General features: G+C 36.9%; 26 protein-coding genes. 7 read left to right on the top strand and 19 right to left on the bottom strand.

Going from position 1 to position 26,394, the window contains the following annotated elements; translation table 11 throughout:
• Positions 1-23: 23 nt before the first annotated feature.
• Genes coaBC through ABMA79_RS06300 form a run of 4 tightly spaced genes read left to right on the top strand, consistent with a single transcriptional unit; the run spans position 24 to position 3,824 of the window.
• Positions 24-1,250: a bifunctional phosphopantothenoylcysteine decarboxylase/phosphopantothenate--cysteine ligase CoaBC gene (gene coaBC / locus ABMA79_RS06315; RefSeq protein WP_393091107.1), complete on the top strand. Its 1,227-nt coding sequence runs from the start codon at positions 24-26 to the stop codon at positions 1,248-1,250.
• Complete coding sequence (panC, locus tag ABMA79_RS06310) at positions 1,247-2,116, top strand: pantoate--beta-alanine ligase (RefSeq protein ID WP_393091104.1); 870 nt, start codon at positions 1,247-1,249, stop codon at positions 2,114-2,116. The genes coaBC and panC overlap by 4 nt, the downstream gene beginning before the upstream one ends.
• The gene (gene hflX, locus ABMA79_RS06305; protein WP_392858460.1) at positions 2,109-3,428 is read left to right on the top strand and encodes a GTPase HflX; all 1,320 of its coding nucleotides are present in this window, start codon (positions 2,109-2,111) and stop codon (positions 3,426-3,428) included. The genes panC and hflX overlap by 8 nt, the downstream gene beginning before the upstream one ends.
• Before the next feature lie 42 nt (positions 3,429-3,470).
• Complete coding sequence (locus ABMA79_RS06300) at positions 3,471-3,824, top strand: hypothetical protein (RefSeq protein ID WP_392858459.1); 354 nt, start codon at positions 3,471-3,473, stop codon at positions 3,822-3,824.
• Positions 3,825-3,831: 7 nt separating this feature from the next.
• On the opposite strand, the gene ABMA79_RS06295 is transcribed toward ABMA79_RS06300, so the two are convergent.
• Both ABMA79_RS06295 and ABMA79_RS06290 read right to left on the bottom strand, forming a co-directional pair.
• A complete protein-coding gene (locus ABMA79_RS06295; protein WP_392910354.1) occupies positions 3,832-4,104 on the bottom strand; it encodes a peptidylprolyl isomerase in 273 nt (90 codons plus the stop codon).
• Positions 4,105-4,203: 99 nt separating this feature from the next.
• Positions 4,204-4,551, bottom strand: a complete 348-nt coding sequence (locus ABMA79_RS06290) for a hypothetical protein (RefSeq protein ID WP_392858456.1) — start codon at positions 4,549-4,551, stop codon at positions 4,204-4,206.
• A 51-nt stretch (positions 4,552-4,602) separates the two neighbouring features.
• On the opposite strand from ABMA79_RS06290, the gene ABMA79_RS06285 reads away from it, so the two are divergent.
• Positions 4,603-4,893: a hypothetical protein gene (locus tag ABMA79_RS06285; RefSeq protein WP_392858454.1), complete on the top strand. Its 291-nt coding sequence runs from the start codon at positions 4,603-4,605 to the stop codon at positions 4,891-4,893.
• 7 nt (positions 4,894-4,900) lie between these two features.
• Here ABMA79_RS06285 and ABMA79_RS06280 read toward each other — a convergent pair whose 3' ends face one another.
• From ABMA79_RS06280 to ybeY, 16 genes are all read right to left on the bottom strand, one after another.
• Positions 4,901-5,752 (bottom strand): prepilin-type N-terminal cleavage/methylation domain-containing protein, encoded by an 852-nt coding sequence (locus ABMA79_RS06280; protein ID WP_393057228.1) that lies wholly within the window; start codon positions 5,750-5,752, stop codon positions 4,901-4,903.
• 574 nt (positions 5,753-6,326) lie between these two features.
• Positions 6,327-8,057: a 30S ribosomal protein S1 gene (locus ABMA79_RS06275; RefSeq protein WP_392858450.1), complete on the bottom strand. Its 1,731-nt coding sequence runs from the start codon at positions 8,055-8,057 to the stop codon at positions 6,327-6,329.
• A gap of 166 nt (positions 8,058-8,223) precedes the next feature.
• Positions 8,224-9,369, bottom strand: a complete 1,146-nt coding sequence (locus ABMA79_RS06270; protein ID WP_392858447.1) for a hypothetical protein — start codon at positions 9,367-9,369, stop codon at positions 8,224-8,226.
• A 5-nt stretch (positions 9,370-9,374) separates the two neighbouring features.
• Positions 9,375-10,454 (bottom strand): DUF3108 domain-containing protein, encoded by a 1,080-nt coding sequence (locus tag ABMA79_RS06265; RefSeq protein ID WP_393091103.1) that lies wholly within the window; start codon positions 10,452-10,454, stop codon positions 9,375-9,377.
• Between the two features lies 1 nt (position 10,455).
• On the bottom strand, positions 10,456-11,529 hold the full coding sequence (lpxK, locus tag ABMA79_RS06260; RefSeq protein WP_392858443.1) for a tetraacyldisaccharide 4'-kinase: 1,074 nt from the start codon (positions 11,527-11,529) through the stop codon (positions 10,456-10,458).
• Positions 11,530-11,538: 9 nt separating this feature from the next.
• Entirely contained in the window at positions 11,539-12,669 is a 1,131-nt protein-coding gene (gene lpxB / locus ABMA79_RS06255) for a lipid-A-disaccharide synthase (RefSeq protein ID WP_393057224.1), read from the bottom strand.
• Positions 12,666-13,613 carry a Gfo/Idh/MocA family protein gene (locus ABMA79_RS06250; RefSeq protein WP_393057222.1) on the bottom strand — a complete coding sequence of 316 codons (948 nt, stop codon included), beginning with the start codon at positions 13,611-13,613 and terminating at the stop codon, positions 12,666-12,668. The genes lpxB and ABMA79_RS06250 overlap by 4 nt, the downstream gene beginning before the upstream one ends.
• A gap of 12 nt (positions 13,614-13,625) precedes the next feature.
• Positions 13,626-14,420: an acyl-ACP--UDP-N-acetylglucosamine O-acyltransferase gene (gene lpxA / locus ABMA79_RS06245; protein ID WP_021268332.1), complete on the bottom strand. Its 795-nt coding sequence runs from the start codon at positions 14,418-14,420 to the stop codon at positions 13,626-13,628.
• 12 nt (positions 14,421-14,432) lie between these two features.
• Positions 14,433-14,912: a 3-hydroxyacyl-ACP dehydratase FabZ family protein gene (locus ABMA79_RS06240; RefSeq protein WP_021268699.1), complete on the bottom strand. Its 480-nt coding sequence runs from the start codon at positions 14,910-14,912 to the stop codon at positions 14,433-14,435.
• 15 nt (positions 14,913-14,927) lie between these two features.
• Positions 14,928-15,944 carry a UDP-3-O-(3-hydroxymyristoyl)glucosamine N-acyltransferase gene (lpxD, locus tag ABMA79_RS06235; protein ID WP_393091101.1) on the bottom strand — a complete coding sequence of 339 codons (1,017 nt, stop codon included), beginning with the start codon at positions 15,942-15,944 and terminating at the stop codon, positions 14,928-14,930.
• Positions 15,945-16,017: 73 nt separating this feature from the next.
• Positions 16,018-16,518 (bottom strand): OmpH family outer membrane protein, encoded by a 501-nt coding sequence (locus ABMA79_RS06230; protein WP_392858433.1) that lies wholly within the window; start codon positions 16,516-16,518, stop codon positions 16,018-16,020.
• Between the two features lie 16 nt (positions 16,519-16,534).
• Positions 16,535-18,829 (bottom strand): outer membrane protein assembly factor BamA, encoded by a 2,295-nt coding sequence (gene bamA / locus ABMA79_RS06225; RefSeq protein WP_393091099.1) that lies wholly within the window; start codon positions 18,827-18,829, stop codon positions 16,535-16,537.
• Between the two features lie 128 nt (positions 18,830-18,957).
• Positions 18,958-19,614 (bottom strand): ABC transporter ATP-binding protein, encoded by a 657-nt coding sequence (locus tag ABMA79_RS06220; protein ID WP_393091096.1) that lies wholly within the window; start codon positions 19,612-19,614, stop codon positions 18,958-18,960.
• Positions 19,615-20,808 (bottom strand): ABC transporter permease, encoded by a 1,194-nt coding sequence (locus ABMA79_RS06215; RefSeq protein ID WP_392858426.1) that lies wholly within the window; start codon positions 20,806-20,808, stop codon positions 19,615-19,617.
• 1 nt (position 20,809) lies between these two features.
• A protein-coding gene (gene prfB / locus ABMA79_RS06210) for a peptide chain release factor 2 (RefSeq protein ID WP_392860227.1) occupies positions 20,810-21,923 on the bottom strand; the annotation gives its coding sequence in 2 pieces (ribosomal slippage) (positions 20,810-21,850 and positions 21,852-21,923; 1,113 coding nt in all).
• A gap of 28 nt (positions 21,924-21,951) precedes the next feature.
• A complete protein-coding gene (gene ybeY / locus ABMA79_RS06205; RefSeq protein WP_393091094.1) occupies positions 21,952-22,500 on the bottom strand; it encodes an rRNA maturation RNase YbeY in 549 nt (182 codons plus the stop codon).
• Positions 22,501-22,572: 72 nt separating this feature from the next.
• Here ybeY and mazG point away from each other — a divergent pair, with 72 nt between their 5' ends.
• The gene (mazG, locus tag ABMA79_RS06200) at positions 22,573-23,379 is read left to right on the top strand and encodes a nucleoside triphosphate pyrophosphohydrolase (RefSeq protein ID WP_392858422.1); all 807 of its coding nucleotides are present in this window, start codon (positions 22,573-22,575) and stop codon (positions 23,377-23,379) included.
• A 2-nt stretch (positions 23,380-23,381) separates the two neighbouring features.
• Positions 23,382-24,032, top strand: coding sequence for a dephospho-CoA kinase (coaE, locus tag ABMA79_RS06195; RefSeq protein WP_393091091.1), 651 nt, complete (start codon positions 23,382-23,384; stop codon positions 24,030-24,032).
• 31 nt (positions 24,033-24,063) lie between these two features.
• Here the strand turns inward: coaE and ABMA79_RS06190 are convergent, their stop codons facing one another.
• Positions 24,064-26,364 carry a hypothetical protein gene (locus ABMA79_RS06190; RefSeq protein WP_393091088.1) on the bottom strand — a complete coding sequence of 767 codons (2,301 nt, stop codon included), beginning with the start codon at positions 26,362-26,364 and terminating at the stop codon, positions 24,064-24,066.
• Between the last annotated feature and the right edge of the window lie 30 nt (positions 26,365-26,394).

Raw genomic sequence — 26,394 nt, 5'->3', positions numbered from 1 at the left:
TTAACAACCAGAAAGTTAAATATATGAAAATATTAGTAGGTGTATGTGGCTCAGTTTCCGCTTACAAGTCAATTGAATTTGTAAGAGGACTGGTAAAGAAAGGCCACGAGGTAAAGGTTATCTTAACAGGCGGAGCAACGAAATTTGTTCAGGCAGACCTCTATACTTACTTAGGTGCAAATGAAGTTTATAGTGCTCAGTCTGACTTTAGCGCCAGTGTGGAAACAAAGTCAGTGCTTCATATTGAATTGGCAAAATGGGCCGACTCACTTCATATCTACCCTGCAAGTGCCAACACCATTGCAAACCTTGCCATGGGAAAAGCCGATGATCTACTAACATCTGTTTTCTTAGCTGGATGGGATAAGTTTCAAACTGTAATTTATCCAGCAATGAATACGTCGATGTGGACCAATCCAATCACACAAGAAAATATTGATCTACTAGAAAGACTAAATAAGCAAAGCAATATCTTTATCTACCCGCCAGCTTCAGGTGAACTTGCTTGCGGTGATGTCGGTGCAGGAAAGATTCCAGCAGTTGAAGAGGTCTTAGCAAATTTTGATGCTATCAACCCTTCAATTAATCAAGAATCAAAACACGTAGTGATTACAGCTGGTGCAACAGTTGCACCAATTGATCCAGTTCGTTTTGTGACAAATCCTTCCTCTGGAAAAACAGGATATGAGATTGCGAAAGAATCCCTTCGCTTAGGATATCAAACCACAATCTTACTTGGGCAAAACTCTTGTCCGGAGTTTCAATACCTAAGAAGTCTACCAGGAGTTAAGATTATCTCTGTTCGTACAACAGATGAAATGTATGAAGCAGTTCTTGCTCTTGAGAATCAATTTGATACTTATATCTCTACAGCGGCCATTAGTGACCTTAAATTTAAAACAGCAGAAGGTAAGCTTAAGAAAGAGGCACTCTCTTCAAGTCTCGAGTTTGAAAAGGCCCAGGACATTCTTGCACATGTTGTTGCCAATAAAGAGGATCACCAAACGATCGTAGGGTTTGCCGCAGAGACAGATCTTTCAAAAGAAATTTTAGAATCAAAGTATAATCGCAAGCCAACAAAGCTCTTAGTGGGTACACATGTAAATAGTGGCCTTTGTAAAAGCGCAAGAAAAGGCTTCGGAAATAATGAAGCTAACTACACAATCCTTAACGATGGTGAAATTGCCTTTACTGGTGAGCTATCAAAAATCGAGTTAGCAAAAGAAATATTTAAAAGGATTAAAGCTTGAAGTTAATTCAAACACGATCAGATTTAATAGCAACAATGAAGGAAGTGTCTCACGATTCACTTGGCCTTGTTGCGACAATGGGTAACCTCCATGCAGGCCATATGAGCCTCCTGACAAATGCTCTTGAAACTTGTGAAAAAGTTGTTGTGACAATCTTTGTTAACCCAAAGCAATTTGGAGAAAACGAAGACCTCGATAGCTACCCTCGTACCCCAGAACAAGACCTTGAACTGATTAGAGAAACTGCTGGCGATCGTGTTAACGACATCATGGTTTTTCTTCCAAAAGATAATAGTGAAGTTTATCCAACAGGTTTTAATACGACTGTAACTGTTGAAGGAATTACCCAGAAGCTTTGTGGACAAAGTCGCCCTACTCACTTTAGTGGCGTAACGACTGTTGTTTACCAACTCTTCACTTTAATAAAACCAAGCCAGGCCTTCTTTGGGCAAAAAGATTACCAACAAGTTTGTGTCATTAGAAAAATGGCCCATGACTTAAACCTTGAAATTGATATTAAAACCGTACCAATTAAGCGTGAAGTAAGTGGCCTCGCCCTTTCATCTCGTAATGGTTACTTAACAAAAGAAGAAAAAGAATACGCCCTTCTTCTTCCTAATAAACTTGATGAATTAGAAAATCTTCTAATGAGAACAACTTGGGTCGATGCTCAAGCTCAGTTAAATGAAATCCTTGAAGAAACACTAAAGGATTCTAAATGGGACTATCTTGAAGTTCTCGATAGCGCCAATCTAGAAGATGTTGAATCAAATACAAAAGAAGTTGTTATCGCAGGTGCTTACTTTGTAGGAAGTAAACCAACACGTCTCATCGATAACAGATTAGTGGAAATTACTTATGCTTGATAATGAATTTTTTATTTCACGTGAGGCAAAGGCCTCTCTCGTCTCATTAGTTTGTCCAAAGTTCAAAGAACATGCGACAGAAAAAGATACTCTCCGCTCACTTGGAGAGCTTAGAGAACTAATGCGTACACTGGATATTGAAACTGGTGAACAGTATATTCAAAATAAGAAGACTGTTGATCCTGGAACAATCCTTGGAACAGGTAAACTTGAAGAAATCGCAATGGATGCAAAGGCAGAAGGCTCAACGCTACTCGTTTTTGACTGCGAATTAACTTCATCTCAAATTAGAAATATTAAGAAGCTAACTGGAATGTCAGTAGTTGATCGTTGCCATATTATTCTTGAAATTTTCTCTGAACATGCACGAACGAAAGAAGCTCGTATTCAAATTGAAATCTCACGTCTCCAATATATTCTTCCACGCCTTGCTGGTTTCTGGTCTCACCTTGGCCGTCAAAAAGGTGGTATTGGTGTTCGCGGTGGTGAGGGTGAGCAACAGATTGAGCTTGACCGTCGTATCATTCGCGAGCGCATTGAGTTCTACAAGAAAGAACTTAAGGAAGTTGAAAAGTCTCGTATTGAGCAAAAGAAAAAACGCTCAAAGAAGGCAATTACAACGGCCCTCGTTGGTTATACCAATGCTGGAAAGTCGTCTCTTATGAATCGTCTATGCCGTGTAAATGTACTTGAAGAAGATAAGTTATTTGCCACTCTTGATTCAACATTTAGAATGCTAAACCCAGATACGAAGCCACCAATGATCCTTATCGATACGGTAGGTTTCTTATCAAACCTTCCAAACACTCTTATTGATGGTTTCAAGACAACTCTTGAATCAGCACTTGAGGCGGATCTACTTATTATCACTTGTGATATCAGTGACCCTAATTACGAAAAGCATCTTGAAGTAACAAATAACGTACTTGATGAACTAGGCCTAAGTGATAAAGAACGTTTCATTGTCTTTAATAAGAAAGATAAATTAAACGATAAAATCACAGAAACGATTATTAAGAGAAAGCATCCAAATAGCTTTGTGATCTCAAGCTTTAATACAGAAGAGATCGATGAATTACGTGAATATATCGTTAACTTCTTCCTTGAAAAGCAAAATAACTACGATCTCTTTATTCCATATGATGCAGGAGCGGCCCACTCAATTGTCGTTTCAAAAACTAACGTCATTAGAACAAGTAATCACGAAAAAGGGATCTACTATCAAGTAAGAGTACCTGACTTTATTTATAACCCATTAGGGTTACAAAAATTCGAACTAGGACCTCACGATCCCCTTCTAGACGAAGTCTAAGTAAAAAATTAAATATAAATTTTACTATTCCGAAGAGCGAGTATGAACAAAATCATACTCGCACTAATTCTATCTATGTTATCTTGGTCTGCTCTTGCTGGAGTAAAAACGATCGACGTTGAAGCTTACTTTAAAACAGATATGGACTTCATGTTTTCCATTAAAAATAAGAGTTACGATAAAGTTATTCTCGACTGTCAGGGTTTTATCAATGGGCTAAATCTTTATAGCTCTCGCGGACATGATATTTTTACACTTCCAGGTTATGGGCATTGCATGGCCATTCATAATGAAATTATTAAGAATATCAAAAATGAGAAAAAGTCTTGTTTGGTATTAAATGATAAGGAAGGGCAAATTGTTGTTCTGGACAACAAGTGCCCAGAACAAAAATAGAAGACGCTTAAGAAATTCTCTTAATTAGGTGGTAACCAAATTGCGTGCGAACGACTGGAGAAAGCTCTCCTACTTCTAGAGCAAATGCAGCCTTTTCAAATGGTGCCACCATCATCCCCTTACCGAATTCACCAAGATCTCCACCCTGCTGACCTGAAGGACAATTAGAAAAGTCTTTTGCAAGCTCTTCAAAAGTTTTTCCATCTTCTAACTTCTTTAATAAATCTTTCGCTTCATACTCTTGATCAACAAGAATGTGAGCACAACGAATCTTAGACATAGTTTTTCCTTTGAATATATTTTTTAAGAATGAAATCGCCAATAGTATGTTCCTATGATTACGAGAAGTATGATGGCCAGGCCAAGATACATGTATAACTCATCCCTCTCCATTAAAGTCTCCACAAATTCGATCAAGATTTGAAAGAAGATTTGCAATATCGAGAGGTGCCTCAATAACACGCTGAGCTCCCTCTTCTCCTTTTGTCACAAGCTGAACCACAGGAATATTCTGACAGAATTCTGATTCGATTTTCCCTATTGTATCGGCCGTAATAGTTGAAAGATCCACGAGAATGACTTCAGGCACAATATCTCTAATAAAGTGAAAGGCCTCTTCTTCATTAGAAAGAGTGAAGAAATCTCCGCCAACTTCCTTACCTAACGCCTCGATAGCTGTGATCATCATTTGGTTATTAGACAAAAAGAATAGTTTTTTAATTTTCACGATTAAGCCTTCATATGTTACATTTAATCAATAAGAGTAATGGGAGTCCACATGTCTAGCCGCATTAAAATTATTGATAACCTATCCAATTCTACCTTATATGAGTTTTCAATGGAAGACGCAGATCGTGCTTATCAAAAATCTGAAGAGCTAGAAGAGATGGGGCTTGATATCAAGCTAGTTATCCCTTCTGTATCACAGACTCTTATCGAATCCCTTGGCGCCTCAAGTGAAACAATTGAGAAATTAAAAGAAATGATGGATGAAGAAATTGCCTCTCATATCAACGAAGAAGATGGTGGTTGTTCAATTTGTCTTCCCGATGGAAAGATCCACCAATAAAGATCGTCTAAAATTCTTCGTTTAGAAGCGCTTCCATCTTCTTTGTGCTCTCTTGCAGAGACTTAAGAGATTCCATTGCCTTTTTTAGCTCAGGATTATTATCCACGGCCTTGTTAATATCTTCTTGTGATATTGCCTGCCCTGTTTTTTGAGCGGCCTCATTAACTGAGTCTTCAAACGCTTTATTGTAATCACTCTTCGTCGACAATTCATTATTTACGGACTCTGAGCTGGTCTCTTTAGAACCATCATTATTAGAACCTGAAGTGGAATTAGAACTAGCTGTTTCAGAAGAGCTTGAAGAGGTATTCATAAATGGAATCTTAGGAAGATATAACCCTCCAAGAACTCCACAGTCTTCAACTCGATTTGAGTCATTAACAAAGAGGTCAACTTCAAAGCGTTTAATGATAGTCTTCCCACCATATGCATTATCACTCATACGACTAAGTTCAAGATTTAACTTAAGCTCTGCACGATGGAAGTCTTGTCCCTCAACTTTATTCACATAGAAATTTGTAATATACATTGAAGAAAGAACGAAACTCGTTGAGCTAATCTTATCCCCTATTGTGTACTTGGCCTTACCATCAGGTCTTACAATCTCATCCAAGATAAGGTCATTCTCTAACTTACCTAGCTTAGCTAGAGACCTCTTACAGGTCCCAGGTTTTCCCATATAGGCCTTAATAGCATTGGCATAATTATTTAACTCTGTTTGATTAATTGCTGTTTTTGTCGACTTCATTTGAGTCTTCATGAAACGTGCGAAACCAAGGGCAATGATGGCCAAGAGGCCTGCGGCCATAACAATTTCAAGCAGGGTAAAACCAGAGTTATTTTTAGTTAATTTATGCATAAATATATTTTAGGGGAATACCGGATTTAATGGAAGAATGAATATTAGTCCGTATTGGGCGTGTGTTTTCGAGGGGTTGGCGTATCCACGACCGGGTTCGGTTCGTTGATCTGTGCCTTCTTTCGGAAGTTTCCGCGATCGGCTTCGCCTACGCGGGTTATTTTTGAGAGTTGCTTACCGCGATCGGCTGCGCCTACGCGGGTTATTTACCACAAATAAAAAAGGCCACTCTTTCGAGTGGCCCTGTATATCTTTTTTTATGAAGATATTCTTTTTGCACATCCTGCGGCAAAAGTGCCCCAAAGGGCAGTTTTGAAGCAGAGATGAATGTGACTCAAGAAAGCTAGCCGAATGGCGCGGCTTTTGGTTATTTACCACAAACAAAAAAGGCTACCTTTCGGTAGCCTTATATATCTTTTTTATGAAGATATTCTTTTTGCAATCACTTCGTGATTGCCGTGCTCCTGTTGCGAACCGCTCGGGCCTGAACCCTCGCTCTCGACACCAATCTCTAGCTAAAGAGATGGGGAGCTAGCATAGCGTCCAATAGTTTGCCTGTGGGCAAACAATGACGCTATTCTTTACCTAGGTTGAAGCCCTTAAGAACATCACCAAGAGTTGCAGACTTAACTACTTCTTGTTGCATTCCCTGAGTATCAGAGTTTAGAGCAGACTTCATAGAAAGAGCGATTTTCTTCGCATCTTTATCTAGAGAGATAACCATAGCTTTAACTACGTCACCTTTCTTAACTACGTCTTCTGGCTTCTCAACTCTATCTTCAGATAGTTCAGAAATGTGAACTAGACCTTCGATACCAGTTTCAAGTTCAACGAAAGCACCAAAATCAGTTACTCTAACGATTTGAGCTTCAACGATTGTACCAACTGGAAGTCTTGTTTCAATTTTCTTCCAAGGATCTTCTTTAAGTTGTTTAACACCTAGACAGAATTTTTGGTTTTCTTTATCAACTGAAACTACAGCAGCTTCAATCTCGTCACCAACTTTATAATCGTCGTTTAGGTTGATATTTTTCTTAGTCCAAGAGAAATCAGATACGTGAATTAGAGCATCAACTTCTTCACCAAGGTCAACGAAGATACCAAATTCTACGATTGATTTAACTTTACCAGTAACTTTTGAACCTACAGGGAACTTAGCTTCTAGAGCATCCCATGGGTTTTCTTGAAGTTGCTTGATACCAAGAGAGATTCTCTTGTTTTCTACGTCAACTTCTAGTACTTGAGCTTCAACGATTTCACCTACAGTGAAGTGCTTCGTTGGGTTCTTGATAGAGTTTGTCCAAGACATTTCAGAAACGTGGATTAGACCTTCGATTCCGTCATCAAGTTCAATGAAGATACCGTAATCTTTAACAGATACGATTTCACCTTTAACTTTTGTACCAGCAACATACTTCTCGTGTGCAGCTTCCCAAGGGTTTTCTTGAACTTGCTTAAGACCAAGAGATACTCTTTCTTTTTCTTTATCAAACTTAAGGATCTTAACTTCGATTTCGTCACCAAGAGTAAGGATATTTGATGGGTGCTTAACACGTCCCCATGACATATCAGTGATGTGTAGAAGACCGTCAATTCCACCTAGATCGATGAATGCACCGTAATCAGTGATGTTTTTAACGATACCTTTAACAACCATTCCTTCTTCAATTTGAGAAAGAACTTCACCACGTAGTTTACCTCTTTCTTCTTGAAGAATAGCTCTTCTAGAAAGAACGATGTTTCCACGTTTCTTGTTGAATTTGATAACTTTGAATTCCATCTTTTTACCGATGAACTTATCAAGGTTTCTAGTTGGTCTAACATCAATTTGTGAACCAGGTAAGAATGCCTTAACACCGATATCAACAGAAAGACCACCCTTAACTTTTGCTACAACTGTACCAGTAACTGGAGTACCGTCTTCACATGCTTCAGAAATTTTATCCCAAGCTTTAAGGATTTGAGCTTTGTCCATTGAAAGAACTAGGTTACCTAGGTGAGACTCTAGTTTATCAAGATAAACTTCAATTTCGTCACCAAGTGCAACTTTTAGAGAACCATCGTAGTTAGTGAATTCTCTTTTTGGAACAAGACCTTCTTGCTTGTATCCAATGTCAACAAGTACGTAATCAGGTGAGATGTTTACAATTTTACCTTTGAAAACTTCACCTTCTGTAAATGTTGGAGTTTCTGTCGAATCTAATAGCTTCGAAAACTCTGTTTCATCTCTTGTCTCAACGTCTTCGCCAAGAACAACTTCGTAACCTTGCATCCAAGATTGTTTTAGATTGTTTAAATCTGTCATAATTTACCTCACGGCAGACAACTGAAAGTGTCCAATCAGTGCCTTAATTTTTGATATCTAAAGGCAAGGCCTTTAGTGTAAATCTCTTCTACTGAAGACAATTTACTTTAAAATGATTTTGCGCATCTTATTATTTACGGGGCCCTACGTCAACAATAAAAACTTATTAATTATAGAACCTTAGGCGTTTATTCAGGTGTTTCTCGTACAGTTTAAATAGGTTATATTTATAACCATCGATACCGTGCTCATTCCAAAGCTCATCACGAGACTTTAGACATGATTCCTTGTACTTAGCATTGTTTTGGACAATATCCTTAACCTTGGCCCTTAGCTCTCTGGCGTCACCCTGGCGATAGGTAGCAAGTGAGCCATGATAGATACGGTGTAACTCTTCGGTTGTGGCATTTCTTGGCACGGCCGTAGGAATTCCCTTTAAGATTGCAAGAAGTGCATAATCCTCAATTGGCGACTTTGATGTGTATGAAATCCAAATATCAGAGCGAACTTCATAAATATTGTCGTGCTCATGAAATTCAACATAGTTTTCAAGTTTGTACTCAGCAATTCTATCCTTAATAGGATTATAGAGGATATTTCTCTCCCACTTTCGATTTGAGAAAATATGCAGCTTAAATCTCTTTGGTAGCTCATTATCTAGATTTAGCGCCCATAAAGATTCTAAGCATACAGAGAGGTCGTTTAATTCAACTTCATGATCGTTTACCCAACAAGAAAGGTGAATGAGATTCTCTTCATCAAAAGTATATTTTTTTTCAAAATTAATCTTATCCACACCAAGTCCTGAAGAATAAATCTTGCGAATAGGAACATCCATATGGGTGTTGATAGAGTCGATCATCTCTCTAAAAGGAATGAAGATGAGATCAATCCTTCCTATCAGACGGCGATACCAAAATTGCTTGTAGAATTTGCTAACTTCAAAGTTGATAGTGAAAAAGAGCGCAGTTAGGTTTCTCTTTCTTAAAAAAGAAGCCAGAGGCCATAAGAAATTAAGTTGGTAGCAGTGTACGATATTAATATCGTAACGCTTTATTATGCCTCTAAGCTTTGAAAGCTTGTACCAATTCCATACACGAAGCTTGGTTGTCCCTGTATGAAAGATACAATCGATACCGGCCTTCTTACATTCACGATGAAGGAATGAATCCTTTAGGCAGTAGATAAAGATATTATGGCCTATTTCTTTTAACAAAATACTATCTCTTAAAAGCATACGCTCCTTCGAACCTGAACTATAGGTTGGAGAAACGTAGAGAATATTCTGTTGTTTTCTAAAAATATTAACCATTAATTTTACTTACCAGTATCCTTTCCTGCTTTATGAGAGATTAGCTCTCCTTTAACTGTTCCAATTTTAACCTTTGCAGAGAACTTAAGTACAGTTCTACTTTCATCTGTTGAGATCCAAAAGTTAATATCTCCCGACTTCTTTAAAACACCAGGAAATTCAGTTTGTGCCGTAATCTTATAAGCCTTATATGATTTTCCCATCACTGTAATATTTTCGATCTCGTCAACAGTTGCCTTAAGAAGCCAGGCCTTACCTCTTGTGATAATTGGAAAGTCAAAACTTGTTCCAATTTCCATAGGAATACCACGAATAAAATAAAGGGCCGAAAAAGAATCAGTAAAGTAACGTGGTAGATACTCAACTTTTTTTACTTTTTTAGTCTTCCCTTTCTTTAATCGGTTATAGAAGAAATACGTCTTTAATTCATCGTGATCAAATAGCTGAAGATCATCAACAATTTGACCAGACTCGCGTTGCTTCATCTCATATTTCAAAGAAGAAAACTTCCCCTTATCAGCATCAACATAGACATCAAGAGTATCTTTAAGTTTATAAATTCCTTCAAAATATTCAGCAGATTCTAAAAGTGCATTTACATGAAGAACATCTTTATCACCAATCTTTGCCATTGGTTGCGTACTAATTGTCGCAATACCGGCCTTAAAGATTGACCAACTAATTTCATATTTAAATTCTTCACCGACAAAGAAGATAGGCTGGTAAGTGTCCCAGTACTTTTTAGATTCTTTATCGAAATTTAAAAAAACTGTTGGGTAGTCTTCACTTTCTTGAGGGTTAACCTTTTTCTTTGGAATCTCTTTGACTATAGGCTTAGCTTTAACGACCTTTTCTTTTTTCTTTGCAACTCTCTCTATTTTCTTCTCTTCAATGGAAGAAGAAAATGGAGGTGGCGCAGGCTTCACCTCTTCAGCTTCGGTAGTTTTAAATTTATCTAGGGTCTCACTTTCTTCAGAAGAGAAGATCTCCACAAGATCCACATCGTCACTATCACTTTTCATGAGTGCACCTGCACAACCGAAAAGGAGTAAGGCAATAAGACTTAAAGAAAAAATATTTTTCACTCTAACCTCTAACAACCGAGTTGATTTTATCTTTTACAAATTGCTCGCCTTTTATAAATTCGATACCAATTTGTAGGTAGTGAATTTTATCACTACTTGAACACCTCTTCATTTTAACAATATCTTTCTCAGTTGTAAGAATGATGGCATCCTTTTCTTGTGCTAATTCGACAAGTCCATCTAACTCACTAACTTTATAGAGGTGGTGGTCAGGGAAATTAAAATCGTCAACTATATTTGCATCAAGTTGCTTAACTAATTTTAAGAATGCTTCAGGAGAAGCAAGTCCAGAAACACAGATTACACTTTTTCCCTTTAGGTCAGTCAAAGCATAGTCTTCTTCGTGAAGAAGATTCTTAATTGCACTAGGTGCATATTTAAAAAATCCACTTGGTGTATTTGCTTTACAATTATCTAAAATATATGACTCAAGAGTATCAAGTTTTTCTTCGCTAACAAGATCGGCCCTACCGAATAAAACGATATCAGCTTCTCTTAATGCACTTACACCTTCTCTTAAATATCCTCTAGGAGGACAGTGATACTTTGACATTGGTAGAAGAGAATCAAAGAGTACAATATTTAGATTGCGGTTAATCTTTAAATGTTGAAAGCCATCATCTAAAAGAACAACATCCGCCTTTTCTTCTTCATAGTATCTTCTTAAGTTATCACTTCGATCTGCACCAACGACAACACTTGCATTCTTTAAGTTACGGCTCAGAACCAAGGCTTCATCACCGAAGACAAATGGATTCTCGCTGATCTTCTTACCTGTTTTAATTATTCCACTCGATTTCTCAAGCTCACCTTTGTATCCTCTTGTTAAAACCATCGTCTTCTTATTTAGAATATCATTCAAATAATTTCCGATCCAAAGAGTAAAAGGAGTCTTACCCGTACCACCAAGAGAGAGGTTTCCAATACTAATGATAGGAACTTCAAATGATGACGATTTCAAAATACCCATCTTAAATGCAAATCTTCTTAGGCGATAGATCCACTCCCATAGAAAACTAATTGGAGTCAGGGCCACAGAAAAAAAGTTAATGAGTTTTATATTAATATTATTCATGATTCCTCATTATAAATAAGCACTTTTAATTTTTTCGAGAAGATATTGAGAAACTTCGATATCCTCACCTTCTGTTAAGTCTCTTAGCTTCTGAAGTTCACTAAGAACAAAACCGTAGCGTTCTTTGTTTTCAAATAAGTCTTTGGCCTTACGAACAAGATTATATTCACTAAAACCTTCTCCTAATAATTCCGGATAAACTTCATGGCCAAGAATTAAATTTGGAATTGAAACAAAGCCCTTATACTTAACGATATTTTCTGCGATAAACATATTGAACAGGTTTAGATCATACGCAATCACACTAGGAACACTATATAAGGCCAATGAAAGGTTAACAGTTCCACTTGTTGCAAATGAAAAGTCTGCTTCCTTAAGGGCCGTATCTAATTCACGATCCTCATAAATCCTATCAAACTCACCTTCAAAGCGAGAAAATAGCTCCTCATCAACAGAGCTGGCCTTAACAATGGAAAGCTTGAAATTATAATTTTCTTTAAGCTTTCGGCAGGCCCTAATAAACTGAGGTAACATGAATTCAATCTCAAAGCGTCGACTTCCAGGCAGAAGAAGAATATTAAATTCTCCATTCTTAAAATCAACTTCATGTCTTTGAAATCCCTCAAGAAGAGGCTTCGTTTTTTTAAGTAGAGGGTGTTCAATCGTAATGGCCTTGCTTACACCACGATCCATGAACCACTTTTTTTCAAATGGAAGAATACAAAAGAGTGTATCAACAGAAGCCTGAAGGTATTTTGTACGCCACTCTTTCCAAACCCAAGCTTGTGGTGCCACATAGTAAAGAACCTTGACCCCAAGCTTTTCAAGCTTCATGGCCAATTTAAGATTAAATGTTTGGAAATCAATTAAGATAGCAACTTTCGTTCCACGCTTCTTTACTTCATCGATAATGCGATTATAAGCACCATAGTAAAAAGGAACTTTTTTAACTGCCTCAGTTATTCCCCAAGTAGAAAAATCTTTTAGATCATAAAGTAATTCAACTCCTTGCTCTTTCATAAGCTCTCCCCCTACTCCGTAGAATTGAGTATCAGGAGCTCCCTTTGTAAGAGTCTCAAGGAATGTCATTGCATGTTCTTCACCAGATTTTTCACCAGCAATTATTAAGCAGCTTTTCAATTAAGTTCTACCTCAATATTTTTTTCAAGCGATTCATTAACGGCCGCAATTAATTCCATTGCTGCAATTCCATCATCAATTGTTACAAACTCTTTTGTGTCATTTAAGATGGCATTATAGAAACGCTCTTGTTCGATTAGTAAGTGATCACGTTTTTCGTAATCAAATTCATTAATAACTTGCTCCTCACCAGCTTTAATATCTGTTGAGTAAGAAGCTTTATTATTTAATAGATCAACTCTAAGAATTCCCTTCGCCGAGTTAATTTGCACACTTCTTTCAGTTTTTACATCGTTTCTTGAGTTTTCAATTGTCACAAGACGATCGCCATAACTTAGCAGCGCCTTCACATGATCAAATTTATCTGTAAGAACCTTCATCCCATAAGCTCTGATACTCTTAGGTTTTCCAAAAAGCATAAGGGCCAGATCCAGGTCGTGAATCATAAGATCTTCCACAACACCAACATCAGCGGCCCTTCCCTTAAACGGTGAATTCCTAACAATTGTAGCAACACTAGAATTTGCAGTAATGTCTTTAAACTCTTCCAGACGCTCCCAAACTTGGTGGCATCTCTCACTATGTCCAACTTGTAACTTAACACCCTTTTCAGTAGCAATTGACTTTAGATCCCTTGCTTCTTCTACTGTAACAGTAACTGGTTTTTCACAAAAAACATGCTTACCTTCTTCAAGTAAGAATTTGGCAATTTCGAAGTGAAAACTTGTTGGTGTTGCAATCACAGCGGCATCAATCTCTCCAATGACTTCTTTAATATCAGAGACAATCTTGATGTCAGGGTATTTTTCTTTTGCTTTTTCTTGGTTAGCGGCAAATGGTTCAACAATTGCAATTAATTCACAATTATCTAGGTTATATGCTTTTTGAGCATGCCATTGACCTAAGTGTCCATAACCAATTGAAGCAACTTTTACTTTAGACATAATTAATTCCTATTAGCTTAAAAACGGCGCAATTCCCATTTTAGTCGTTACAATATGCTCTTTAATGCGCGCGATAATTTCATTATTTGCATATGGCTTCATTAGCTCTTCAGTTTCAACGAATGTACGTGGTGAGTAAGTTGAAGCTTCCATATCACGGAAGAAATCAACAATTTCAGAAATAGCATTTCTTTCAACACCTGCACGACGTAGACCGATAATATTGATTCCACGAAGTTTTGCACGGTTACCATAAGCAGTACAATAAAGTGGAATATCCTTATCGATAGCTGAAGCACCACCGATATAAGCACCTTCTGCAACTTTTACAAATTGAGAAATATTAGTTCCACCACCGATGATAACTTTATTACCAACTTTTACGTGACCAGCAAGGTTTGTCGAGTTTGCCATGATAACACGATCACCAACAACAACATCATGTCCTAAGTGAACCTTTGCCATTAGAAGGCAGTTATTTCCAAGAGTCGTTTTTTGACGATCCTTCATTGTTCCTCTGTGAATTGATACATATTCACGAAGAACGTTGTTATCACCAATCTCAACTTCTGTTGGATCTTCACTATAAGTTAAGTCTTGTGGTTCTTCACCAATTGAGCAGAATTGATAGATTTTATTATTGTCACCAATTCTTGTAATACCATTAATGATTACGTGGTTACGAATGTCACAGTTTTTTCCAATTTTAACTTTTGGACCGATGATACAGTATGCACCAACAGTTGTTCCTTCTCCAATTTCAGCAGACTCGTGAATAATTGCAGTTGGGTGAAATCTCTCGCTCATGGAGGCTCCTTCTTAATTTTCTTTTACTTTAAAAGATGCAAGAACCTGACACTGGCTTACTAGGTCGCCTTCATGAAAGATTTTGCAATCGTTTTGTAAGAAACCAGTACGCATTTTTGTACATACAGTTTCAATATCTAATTTCATACCAGGGTGAACTGGTTTTCTAAACTTTGCGCCCTCAATTGATAATAGCGCAACTTCGAATTCACCTTCTTCTAAATTTTTGTAATAAAGCTTTAATTGAAATGAAGTGAATTGTGCCATCATTTCGACCTGTACAACGCCAGGAAGAATAGGATTTCCAGGAAAGTGTCCTGCGAAGATTGGGTGATCTTCACGAGTTGTATAATTTCCTTTCACAACTGCACCTACGAGATCTTTTAACTCGTTCACTTCACCTACAGCTTCTACACTTGTAATCTCATCCACGAATAAAAATGGTTCGCGATGAGGGAGAATTTGCATTACTTGTTCTTTGTTTAATTGCATACGTTACCTTCCGTGTTAAATATTCTTTCGTAAAAAAGCAATTCCTCGTAAAAATTCACGCATAGGTCTTGCCGGGTATCCACCAACGATTTCCTTCGGTTTCACGTTTCCAATAGCGACACTACCTCCAGCAAGTTGTGCGGCCATCCCGACTTCTAAATTGTCAGCGACAGCGGCCTTTCCTCCAAGAACAGCGTAATCTCCAATCTTTGTGCTTCCACCAAGTCCAGCTTGTCCACAGAGAATAACTCCATTACCAATTTGAACATTGTGTGCAACTTGCACTAGGTTATCAATTTTAGCGCCATTGCCAATACGTGTCGGTGAAAATGTTCCTTGGTCAATACTAGTATTTGAACCAATTTCAACATCATCACCAATAATAACTCCACCGAAGTGCCAAATCTTATGATGAACACCTTGATGAAAGTTATAACCGAATCCATCACTACCTATAGTCGTACCTGAGTGGATTCGACAATTCTTTCCAATGACAGTTTGAGGATAAATTGTCACGTTAGGATAAATTGTACAATTTTCGGCAATTTTAACATTTGGTAAAATCACACAACCAGGCATGATTGTGCAATCAGCAGCAATTTCGACACCTTCTCCAATAAAAGCGTTCTCAGCTATTTTTACAGAAGGATGGATAGTGGCCATGCCACTTTTTCGGCCATCTAGATCATAGCTAAGTGAACCAAGTTTATTGTCGAAAAATATTTTAGATGCTTTTGTAATTGAGATAGGAATATTCGTTGAAGAAATTAATACCTTCGAGTTATCTTCAAGTTCTTTTTTTTGAGAATCCTCTAATGAGTCAAAGAGTTTTGCATCGACAATTAATGCAAGATTGTCGCTAGCTTTGGCTTCTTGATACTTGACCAAGAATTTCTTCGCACCAATAAAGAGTATTCTTCCTTCAATAATCTCTTCCATCGAAGAAATTCCCGTTACTTCGTAATCAGAATTTCCAGATAGAAAACTCATATCGCTATCGTTTTCGATAATATTTTTAATCAGAATGGACATTTTATCCCCTCCTTTAAAACGACAAAAGGGAATACCTACGTATTCCCTTCATGAGTCTTTTTTTATTAGCAAGTTACTTATGTTTTTTATCGTAAGCTTTAATTACATCTTCAGTAATGTCAGTTACTTTTTTGATGTAAAGAATTGGAGTTGTTGAAGTTTCATAAGTCCAATCTAGACCTTTGCTTTTTGATACTTCTTCGACAACACCTTTAATTTTATTTAAAATTGGTCCCTTTGCAGTTTGTTCCATTTTTGCAAGCTCACCTTGGTACTGTTGCATCTTTTGTTGGAAACCGAAGAACTTCTTTTGTAGTTCTTGACCTTTTTGTTGCTTAGTTTTTTCATTCATAACAAGAGCTTGTTTTTCAAACTTCTCTTTTTCTTTTACTAGAGCTTCTTCTTCTTTCTTAAGCTCAGCCTGCTTCTTATCAATTTCTTTTTGCAGTTTATCTTTGATCTTTTTAGATTCTTTAACTGTTAAAAGAACTTTTTGAACATCAACACGACCAATATTCATTGCCGATGCAGTTAATGAAGAGAAAAGTAATCCAATCACTAATAAATTTTTCATATCGTCTCCTTACGAATTAGAATAATTGTCCTATATCAAAGTGGAATTTAGTCCCGCTATTCATGTCTGGGTCAGGGTTGATAGGAACCCCCCACTCAAATCTTAGAACACCAATTGGTGAGAACCAACGGAAACCAAAACCATAATCCATATATATCTTATCGATATCTTCTAGTCTCTTTGCTGTACCAGCATCGAAGAAAGTAACAAATTTAAGACCTGCTTCTTTTGCAAGAGGGTGCTCAAGCTCAAGAGTTGTAAAAGCAGTAAATGGAGCACCGATATTAAATGACTCTGTTTTATCTGGAGTTCCTGGATCATTATCGTGATCATATGTTACAGACTCTTTAGGCCCAATATCTTCAATATCGTAACCACGTAGGTTTCTAGCACCACCAAGAGAGAACTTCTCATTTCTAGGAACTGGAATCCCTTGCTTTTCTTCAATTTTACCAGTGTAGAAACGGCTTCTAAATACTAGCTCTTTCCATACTGGGTAGAAGTAGCGTAAATCAATTTCGTTCTTCCACCATTTCTTATCTCCACCTAAACCAGCATACTCAGTTGCAAGGTTCCAGTAGTATCCGTCTGTAGGCTCAAAGCGGTTATTTCTCTTATCTTTTACAACAGCAAGACGAACTGAAGATGTAACACCATCTTCATTCTCATCAACTGTTGGATCTTTAATATCTGTTAACTCAGTTTCTTCAAGTTTATAAGTTGTATAAAGTCTTGTGTAATCGAAGATTGGATAACCAATACGAGCAGCAAAACCATGCTTCTTATAATCATATGAGTCTAGCTGAGTATCAACAGTTCTAAACACCTCTCCACCAAGAGTCCATTTTGAATCCATAAAGTATGGTTCCGTAAATGAAAGAGAGAAGTTTTGTTGTTCTTTTGCGATATTAGTTGAGAACGATAATTGTTGTCCTAAACCTCTAAAGTTATTCTGAGAAATCGAAGCCTGAAAGAATCCACCTGTTGCCGTTGAATAACCAGCACCAAGAGAGATCTGTCCTGTACTCTTTTCTTTAACACTGATCTCCACATCGAGAACGTCATCTTGTCCAGGAGAAGAAACCGTATTAAAGATAACACTTCCTGGCTCAAAGAAACCTAGACGATTAACATTCTCTTTTGACTCACGAAGACCTGAACCAGAATATTTTCCACCTTCATGAATCTTAAGTTCACGGCGGATTACCTTATCACGAGTTTTTGTATTCCCAGTTACCGAGATACGTCCAAACTTAGCTAGTTTCCCTTTTTCAAATGAGTATTGGATATCAACTCTATTCTCACCAGGAACTAATTGGATATTTCTAATAACGTTGGCAAAGGCATAACCAAGGTCTTGGTATGACTCTGTAAGTGTTTGAATATCACGTCTTAAAAGCTCTTCTGAATAAACTTCACCGGCCTTAAGCTTAGTCTTCTCTCTTAGCTCATCTTCTGTAAAAAGAAGCTCACCTTGAAAGTACACATCACGTACATCAAATTTTGGACCTTCTTTAATTTTAACAGTAATGAAAACCCATTTCTTATCTTCAGAAACAGTAACTTCAGGAACGGCCACGTTTACTTGTAAGTAACCTTTCGTTGAATAGAAGTATTTAATTCTTTCGATATCTGTTTTGAAATTAAGTTCTTTGAAGTTTCCTGAACCAGAAAGGAATGAGAATAGACTCTCCTCTCTAGTTTCCATAATTGATTTCACTTCTTCTTCAGCAAAAGCAGTTAATCCTAGGAATGTAACTTTTTTAACTCGAACCTTATCGTATTCACTAATATTATAAACAAGGTGAACATTTTCTTTATCAACTTGTCTAATTTCATATGAAACATTAGCTAGGTAGAAGCCCTTTTCTTCGTAAGTCTTCTCCATCTGGCGAACATCGGCCTGAATCGAGTTAATATCAAGAATAGAATATTCTCTCGTTTTAAGACCCTCGCTTAAATCGTCCTTATCAACCTCATCATTACCTCTAAAAACAATCTTAGCGATAATAGGTTTTTCCACGACTTTAAAGATTAGCTTATTTCCATCTTGATGTGCTTCTACAGATTCGAAGTACTTTAGATTATAGATCGTCTTGATATCATCAAAGAGTGTTTCATTCGTAAGAGTAAGGCCCGCACGAGAACGTAGCTTATCGAGTACAGCTTCCTTCTCTACTTTCTTTAAACCTTGAACTTCAACACTTGAAATCTTAAATAGACGTACACGTGGTCCAATTTCACTTGCTTGAATACTTAAAGTAATTGAAAAAACAATTATATATATAAAACTCTTCCAAGAGTTAATCATCTAGTCTCCATGATCCAGCGATCTTGTCATGTGTGTGTGCAGACAAAAAATACTTGAGTAAAAAAATATCAATAATCTTACAAAGTTACAAAAAGAAAAACGAACATCCTGCACAAAAAAGTGACGAATTAATGCAGAATCCCATCGATCATCGTATGAACACGACTAAACTTTCGAGACATTTCCTCATCATGAGTGACCACAAGAAGAGTTGTTCCAAGCTCTCTTGAGAGCTCAAAAATAAGGTCGGCCACAATTTTAGAATTCTTCGAATCGAGATTCCCTGTAGGCTCATCGCACAATAAAAGCTTAGGACGCAATGATAGTGCGCGAATCAGATTGATACGCTGCTGTTGCCCACCAGAGATTTCATATGGGTAACGCTTCAGGCACTCAACGACCCCTAAGGTCTTAGCCAGTGAAAGAATATACTTCTTCACCTTTGACACGTCATGTCCCCCTAAGCGTGCCGGTAGAAGTATATTTTCTAAACAAGTAAGGGATGAAAGTAAAAAGTGAAATTGGAAAACAAATCCTATTTTGGAATTGCGATAATTTGCTAGCTTCGCATCATTCATTTGGCCAATATTTAAGTTATCGACAGTAATTTGACCGGAAGTAATATTCTCTAGGCCACCAATCAAATATAAAAGAGTCGACTTCCCACAACCAGATGAACCTTTGATAACACATTGTTCACCCTGAGATAGTTCGAGATCAACACCCTTTAGGATATGTGAGTTTCCAAAGTCTTTGTAAACATTCGATACATTTAAAACTGCCATTTACGAAAACTCCTCTCTTAGACCTTGGGCCATTGATTTTGAATCTAGTCTTTTAAGTACTATAAAAGTTAAAAATATAATAAAGATAAATGAAATAAATCCAACAATAAAAATATCTCTTAATGACAAGAATAGCTCAATGCGATTTAGGTGGTAGACATCTGTTGGCAGTGAGAAGATATCAAGTGTCCCTAAAAGATAGTCAAAGATTTCAACACAAATAAGCGAGCCCATAAAGGCAAGAAACCAGATCCCAATATTTTGAACTAACCATAGAGTTCTAAACTTCTTAGGAGAAAGTCCAATTGCGTAGAGTAAGAATATTTCTTGCGAACGTCTTTCCTTAGAGAAAATAATAAAAGCGAGACAATTAAAGATGGCCAAAACAACCACAATTGAGAAGACAATTGAGATCATATACTTTTCAAATTCAACTGCTTTTAGGAATGTTGCAAAGTCACTCCAATACGGAGCGATGCTGTATTCATAATAGAAGACACTCTTCATATCAGCTACCACTTCATTAATCTTAGCAAGACTTCGGTACTCAGGCTTTAGCCTTAGACTCATTAAATTGATTCGATCCTTAACCCCAAGTAGAGTTTGAATCTTTTTTAAGTTCACGTAGACGAAACGACTTCGATATTCGTGAATTTTAAAAGTCTTAATATCTTTAATCTTTAAGACGGCATTTGTTGGTAAGTATCGCTCACCTAATTTCCCTGCTGAAAAACTAAACTTCAGAGTATCACCGACATTAACTTTTAAATCCTCTGCAAGAAGATCACCGATAATAACTTCATTCTCTTGTGGCTCAACAAGGCCATTGTCTAATTGATTGATTTGTTCATTAACACCAACAACAAAGACGGCCTTTCCCTTTTCGTCTTTATTAACAAACGATTGAGTACGAAGCATTGGTATCTTTGTTTCGATTGGAAAATTATTAAGATCTTTTTGTTCGTTTTCGTTTAACTCAAAAAAACCATTTGTGGCCGTAAGAATAATTTCGCCACTTCCTGCATTAAGAGACTTTTTAAGAGTAACTCCAAAGCCGTCCATGAGTGCCAAACTACAAAGAATAACAGCTAAAGAAAACATTAGGCCGAGTATTGTGGCCGTTATAAAGTAGCGTGAAGATCGATCACGAAAGAAAAGTAATTGAAAATCTTTAAACAGATAGAAAAAACTCAATTTACTCTTCCTTCATCCCATCAACTGACCATCTTAAGTAGGCATCCATAAAACCATCGATATCACCATCTAAAACTTTTTCAGCTTGTGATGATTCAAAATTAGTTCTGTGGTCCTTAACCATCTTATACGGGTGTAAAACATAAGAGCGAATCTGCGCTCCCCATCCAATTTCTTTCTTATTAGCTTCTTCTTCGGCAGCTGCTGCTCTTTGCTTTTCTAGCTCTAACTCATATAAACGAGACTTAAGAACTTTCATTGCCTGAATTTTATTTTGCAGCTGTGATCTTTCATTCTGACAAGTAACAACTAAACCAGTTGGATAGTGTGTAATCCTAACAGCAGAGTCAGTTGTGTTAACCGACTGTCCCCCTGCTCCACCTGAGCGGTAAACATCGATTCGAATATCTTTATCAGCAACTTCAATTTCAATATCGTCATCCACTTCTGGAGAGACAAAGATTGAAGCAAATGAAGTATGGCGACGATTTGCTGAATCAAATGGAGAAATACGAACAAGACGATGAACACCTGTTTCCGATTTTAGATTTCCGTAGGCGTAATTACCTTCAATCAGCATCGTGGCAGATTTAATTCCTGCACTATCACCATCTTGTACATCAAGAACCTGAACTTTAAAATTCTTATGTTCGGCCCAGCGATTAACCATTCTAAAGAGCATACTTGCCCAGTCACATGATTCTGTCCCACCGGCACCAGCATTGATACTAACGATAGCATTATTTGAATCGGCATCGTCAGAAAGAAGTACCTTCAGTTCTGCCTTATTGAATTCATCGACAAATTCATCAGAAATTTCAATCGCACCAGTTGCAGAGTCTTCATCTCCCTCAGCTGCATACTCAATTAAAATTTCGAATTCATCATATAAGTCTTTTAATTTTGTATAAGTATTAACGACATCTTCTAAAAGGTTTTTTTCTTTTTGAACTTTGGCAGCGTTCTGATTGTCGTCCCAGAAGCCAGGCATGGCCTCCATATCTTGAATTTCACTTATGCGTGCTGACTTTTGGTCAACATCAAAGTGACCTCCTTAGACTAGCAAGCTTATCATCGTAACTTGCCATTAGTGATTTCTTCTCACCAAGGGCTATGCGAGTACTTTCTTCCATCTCTACTTTCCTATTTCTTCTGCCTAGATTTTTTAATTTTAGTTAGAATCTCTTTTTCAAGAGCTTCCATGATTTCTTCTTCCTCTTGCGAGATTTCGTGATCATATCCTAACAAATGAAGAAGTCCGTGACAAAATAAGTGAATAACCTCTTGCTCAAGTTCAAGGTCAAACTCTTTTGCTTGCTTTGCTGCTACATTGCGGCTGATGATAATATCACCAAGCATTACTGGTCCAGGAAGAACGAAATCCGTACTGTCTGGACGCAAGCTCTCATACATAGGAAAAGAAAGAACATCTGTCGTTTTATCCTTACCTCGATGATCGCGATTAATTTGCCTCATACGAGAGTCGCCGCAAAAGTGAAGATCCACTTCTATCTCTTCGTGAACTTTCTTGTCTAAACAAGTGTTCTTTGAGTAAAGAAAATTGCTTAAGACAACAAGTGAGTCTTTTAGCATATTTTCACAGGCCTTAAGTCCCCAATCACTTCTAGAATTGTCAGCTAAGTTAACAATAAGTCTTGATTTGTTCACTTGAATAGTTGCGCTATGGGCCATTATTTCCAATCTCTTTTTAAGGGTGTATTATTCTGTCTTAGGTTACATAGATTATATTACCAAGGCAAAGTTATGTCACTAAGCGAAATGGAAAGATTAAGAGAAGTTGTTGCAAAGTTAAGAGACCCTAAAGATGGTTGTCCATGGGATCTCGAACAAACTCACAAGTCCCTTTTAAAATATTTAATGGAAGAGTCTTATGAGTTCATGCATGCAGTTGAAGATGGTAACTACAAAAAAATGGAAGACGAATTAGGTGATGTTCTTCTCCAGGTAGTCCTTCACTCTCAATTAGCAAGCGAAGAGTCTAAGTTTGATCTTAACTCTGTTGCCAAGACAATCGCTGATAAAATGGTAAGACGCCATCCACATGTCTTTACAGACAATAAGGCCAAGGATGTTGCAGAAATTAAGCAACGCTGGGAAGAAATTAAGAAAGCCGAAAAAGCAAACGAAGAAAGCCTTAAGAAATATGAAATTTGTAATGAACTCCTCTCTTTTCCGGCCCTTACAAGTGCTGCAAAAATTGGAAAGAAAACGAATAAAATAAACTTTGACTGGGAAGATTACACGCAAGTAATGTATAAAGTCGAAGAGGAGTGGCAGGAGCTAAAAGAAGAACTCACTCCTGGGCGCGAGCTCAATAAAGAAAGAGTCCAAGAAGAAATGGGAGATCTTTTATTTTCAGTTGCACAACTTGCAAGACATCTCGATCTTGATCCAGAAATCACATTGCGAGAAGCAAACTTAAAATTTAAAAGACGCTTTAATCAACTTGAAGACATTGCCAGAGAAGAAGGCATTGTTATTCGTGAAAGCTCTCAGGACGAACTTGAAACTCTCTGGTCTCGCGTTAAAGAAATCGAAAAAAGTAACTAGTTATGAAAGCATCACCTATTAAGCTAAAAAAAGAATTTATCACTCTAAAAAAAGATAAGCGTCTTTATCAAATGCCTTGTCCTGTTGTTGGACTAACTGGTGGCATTGCAACAGGAAAGTCGACGGTATCTAAGGTATTACGTGATAAAGGCTTCCCTATCATCGATGCAGATGCTCTTGTAAAAGAAGTATATAAAACACAAGAGTCTCTTGAGCACTTACAAAATTATTACCCAAGAGTTATCGAAGAAGATGGCACAATCAACTTTAAATTACTACGCGAATACTTTTTCCAAGACATTCAAATTCAAAATGATATTGAAAGCTTAATCTACCGTCAGCTACCGGAAGCTTTCTTAAAAGCTTTTAAAGACCTTGGTTCTCCAAAAGTTGTGATCTACGATGTTCCTCTTTTATTTGAAAAGAATCTCGACTCTTTTATCGATCACAAGGCCGTTGTTTACTGCCCACGTGCAAAGCAAGTTGAGCGCCTTATGGCCCGTGACGGAATTGAAAAAGACCTGGCCTGTAAAATTCTAGCAAAGCAAATTGATATCGAAGAAAAAGCAAAGCTTGCTGATACTGTTATCGATAATTCAGGTCAACCTGAAGATTTGAATTTAAATATGTTTCTTGATCATTTTAATTTATAGAAATAAAAAAGGCTCCTTACGGAGCCTTTTTTCATAGTATTGGATTACTGTCAGCGACAGTGTGTTCGATTTCACCATTTTGACTACGAAGGTTTTGGAAACTGCCATATAGTCCTCGAAGAGATGAGATAAGCTGCTCATCTTCTTCCTGAGCAAAACGTGATAGATGCTGAGTTTGTGTAGCAACATCATTAATCTCATTTCTAATTGCTTTGAAAGTATCTTTAATAGCACCAACATCAGGTACTTCTTTACTATCCATAATGATTTGAACTTTAGAAAGCCCAACATCTAGCTGTGTTGAAACTTTTGAAAAACTTCCCAGTGTCGAGTTAAATTCTTTAAGTTCACCAGCAAACTTCCCTACCGTTGCGTCACTTGCAACTCCACGTTGGATTTGATCGATGATTTGAGAACTTCTTGCTCTAAATAATTCAACCTGTGACTTTAGCGATTTAAATTGATCACGAGATCTTACAAGTCCTGCGTAAGCGGCCTTATTCTCATTAATAATTTCGACAATCTCACCTGAGCGAGTCGCTAATTCAATTTCTTCATCAAATAAACGATTTGTCATTTCGATCATATAACGATTCATTTCTTCAAACTTAGCTCTCATCTCGACAACTGATACAATTTTATCTTTTGCTACTTTGAATTTATTAATGGCATCTTTTTGTAAATCTTTTTGACCTTCAAAAATAATTCTAACGTCATCAATAATCTTGTATTGTTCAAATAAGTTATTTTCCAGAAGTTCAATTTCTTTTAAGAATGAAGCTTTCTGCATTAAGAAGTGATCATTAACCTTTGTGAATTTTTCATAGACATTATCAATTCCTGCTGCAGAAAAATCTTGTTGCAGCTTTTCTCTAAACTCACCATTGAATTTATCCTCAATTAGAGCATCTAGAGATTTACATACAGGAGAAACAACTGACTTCATTTGATTAGAAAGTGTCTCTTCTAAGCTTCTTAATGGATAGAAAATAACCATAATACGTTTTTGATCTGCGTACTCTACTGGAGAAACATACATTTCAAATGGTGCTGCCTCGCTAGAGTTTTCTGTTTTAACTTGAATCTGATAAATCCCTGCTACACCGTCTCTTACAGCACTTATTACAGGATCGTTTTCACCGAGGTTTGTAAAAGTACTTAAGTAATCCCAAGTAATACTCATATCTTTTTTAGCACTATCGATTCTCCAGTGCTCATAGAATAAAGAGTTTGCCCAAACAGCATTAAGATTTGAATCAAGAAGTAGTGATGAGAAAGGCATTGCATCTTGAAAGATCGAACCAAAACTCATTCTCTTGTGAATATAGCCACGATATTTTTCAATCTCTTCTTTAAACGGATGTGACCAATCTCCTTTAAGAGATGCTTTTACTGGTATTACTCCATCCTTAATAAGATCAAGTGAAGTTGCTTCAAGCATTTTCTTTGCTCTTTTTTCAGAGTAAGCAAACATAAAAAGCCCACCAGCAAAGATTGTAACTAAAATTCCAATAATTGCGACAAGTCCATAAAGAGTCGTTTGAGAAGTTTGGTTTAACTCAATTTTTTGATAAGTAAGTTTTGGCCCAAACTTCTCACTCCATGCAAGATAGCTCTTATTTGTCGTCTTCCAAATACTATCAAAGTCACGAAGTGTATTAAGAGACTTTTCTAAAAGATTTAATTCAGTTCTTAAAGTTCCAAGACGAACAACAATAAGATTCTTATCTTCATCAGAAAGAACTGATCTCATTGTTACTTTTTCCATATAGTCTACATCACCTGCTATCGAAGCATGTAGGCGCTTTAAATTCCCGTAACTATAAAAATTAGAACTCTTAGTTGTACCAACTGAAATTTTAGTTTTAATTTTATTAGAAATTCTAGTTAGTGTTCTCCACTGATTATGAACAACAAAGTTTTGGAAACCAATCATCTTCGTTCTAAGAACATTAATAAGTGTTGATTTGTTTGCAGAAGTTGTAATGTCATCTAACTTCTTTCTAAGCTCAGAAAAGTTATTATCTAGAGCTTCATATTCTGTAATACTTACGATTTCATTTAGTTCTTTGATTGAAGTTTCAAATCTTTCAAATTCAGATGTCGCCTCTTTTGTACGATCAACTCTTACCAACTCTTTAATATCTTCAAGAGTATTGGAATTCTTCACCTCTTCAAATTTAGAAGTTGATTCGTAGACCATTGTCATGCGATCAAAATTAGCAGGGCCATTCTTCCAAAAGGACCAAACACCGAAGGAAATAAGTGCTGTCGTTAGAATAAGAGAAACAGAGAAATAGATAAACAACGGCTTACTGAAACGAAGCTTCATTATAGGTCTCCTAAATGTCGGAATGGGAAA

The organism is Halobacteriovorax sp. HFRX-2_2 (assembly GCF_043196705.1).
Lineage (GTDB): Bacteria > Bdellovibrionota > Bacteriovoracia > Bacteriovoracales > Bacteriovoracaceae > Halobacteriovorax_A.
This window is presented reverse-complemented; position numbering and strand designations above follow the sequence as displayed.

Excerpts from the sequence above, each read along its gene's own strand:
- mazG (WP_392858422.1), top strand. The coding sequence starts at position 22,573 with ATGTCACTAAGCGAAATGGAAAGATTAAGAGAAGTTGTTGCAAAGTTA.
- ABMA79_RS06220 (WP_393091096.1), bottom strand. The coding sequence starts at position 19,614 with ATGGCAGTTTTAAATGTATCGAATGTTTACAAAGACTTTGGAAACTCA.
- ABMA79_RS06190 (WP_393091088.1), bottom strand. The coding sequence starts at position 26,364 with ATGAAGCTTCGTTTCAGTAAGCCGTTGTTTATCTATTTCTCTGTTTCT.
- ABMA79_RS06250 (WP_393057222.1), bottom strand. The coding sequence starts at position 13,613 with ATGTCTAAAGTAAAAGTTGCTTCAATTGGTTATGGACACTTAGGTCAA.
- ABMA79_RS06270 (WP_392858447.1), bottom strand. The coding sequence starts at position 9,369 with ATGGTTAATATTTTTAGAAAACAACAGAATATTCTCTACGTTTCTCCA.
- lpxD (WP_393091101.1), bottom strand. The coding sequence starts at position 15,944 with ATGTCCATTCTGATTAAAAATATTATCGAAAACGATAGCGATATGAGT.
- ABMA79_RS06240 (WP_021268699.1), bottom strand. The coding sequence starts at position 14,912 with ATGCAATTAAACAAAGAACAAGTAATGCAAATTCTCCCTCATCGCGAA.
- coaBC (WP_393091107.1), top strand. The coding sequence starts at position 24 with ATGAAAATATTAGTAGGTGTATGTGGCTCAGTTTCCGCTTACAAGTCA.
- ABMA79_RS06295 (WP_392910354.1), bottom strand. The coding sequence starts at position 4,104 with ATGTCTAAGATTCGTTGTGCTCACATTCTTGTTGATCAAGAGTATGAA.
- ABMA79_RS06275 (WP_392858450.1), bottom strand. The coding sequence starts at position 8,057 with ATGACAGATTTAAACAATCTAAAACAATCTTGGATGCAAGGTTACGAA.
- lpxA (WP_021268332.1), bottom strand. The coding sequence starts at position 14,420 with ATGAGCGAGAGATTTCACCCAACTGCAATTATTCACGAGTCTGCTGAA.
- ABMA79_RS06230 (WP_392858433.1), bottom strand. The coding sequence starts at position 16,518 with ATGAAAAATTTATTAGTGATTGGATTACTTTTCTCTTCATTAACTGCA.
- coaE (WP_393091091.1), top strand. The coding sequence starts at position 23,382 with ATGAAAGCATCACCTATTAAGCTAAAAAAAGAATTTATCACTCTAAAA.
- ABMA79_RS06285 (WP_392858454.1), top strand. The coding sequence starts at position 4,603 with ATGTCTAGCCGCATTAAAATTATTGATAACCTATCCAATTCTACCTTA.
- ybeY (WP_393091094.1), bottom strand. The coding sequence starts at position 22,500 with ATGGCCCATAGCGCAACTATTCAAGTGAACAAATCAAGACTTATTGTT.
- hflX (WP_392858460.1), top strand. The coding sequence starts at position 2,109 with ATGCTTGATAATGAATTTTTTATTTCACGTGAGGCAAAGGCCTCTCTC.
- ABMA79_RS06280 (WP_393057228.1), bottom strand. The coding sequence starts at position 5,752 with ATGCATAAATTAACTAAAAATAACTCTGGTTTTACCCTGCTTGAAATT.
- lpxK (WP_392858443.1), bottom strand. The coding sequence starts at position 11,529 with ATGAATAATATTAATATAAAACTCATTAACTTTTTTTCTGTGGCCCTG.
- ABMA79_RS06300 (WP_392858459.1), top strand. The coding sequence starts at position 3,471 with ATGAACAAAATCATACTCGCACTAATTCTATCTATGTTATCTTGGTCT.
- bamA (WP_393091099.1), bottom strand. The coding sequence starts at position 18,829 with ATGATTAACTCTTGGAAGAGTTTTATATATATAATTGTTTTTTCAATT.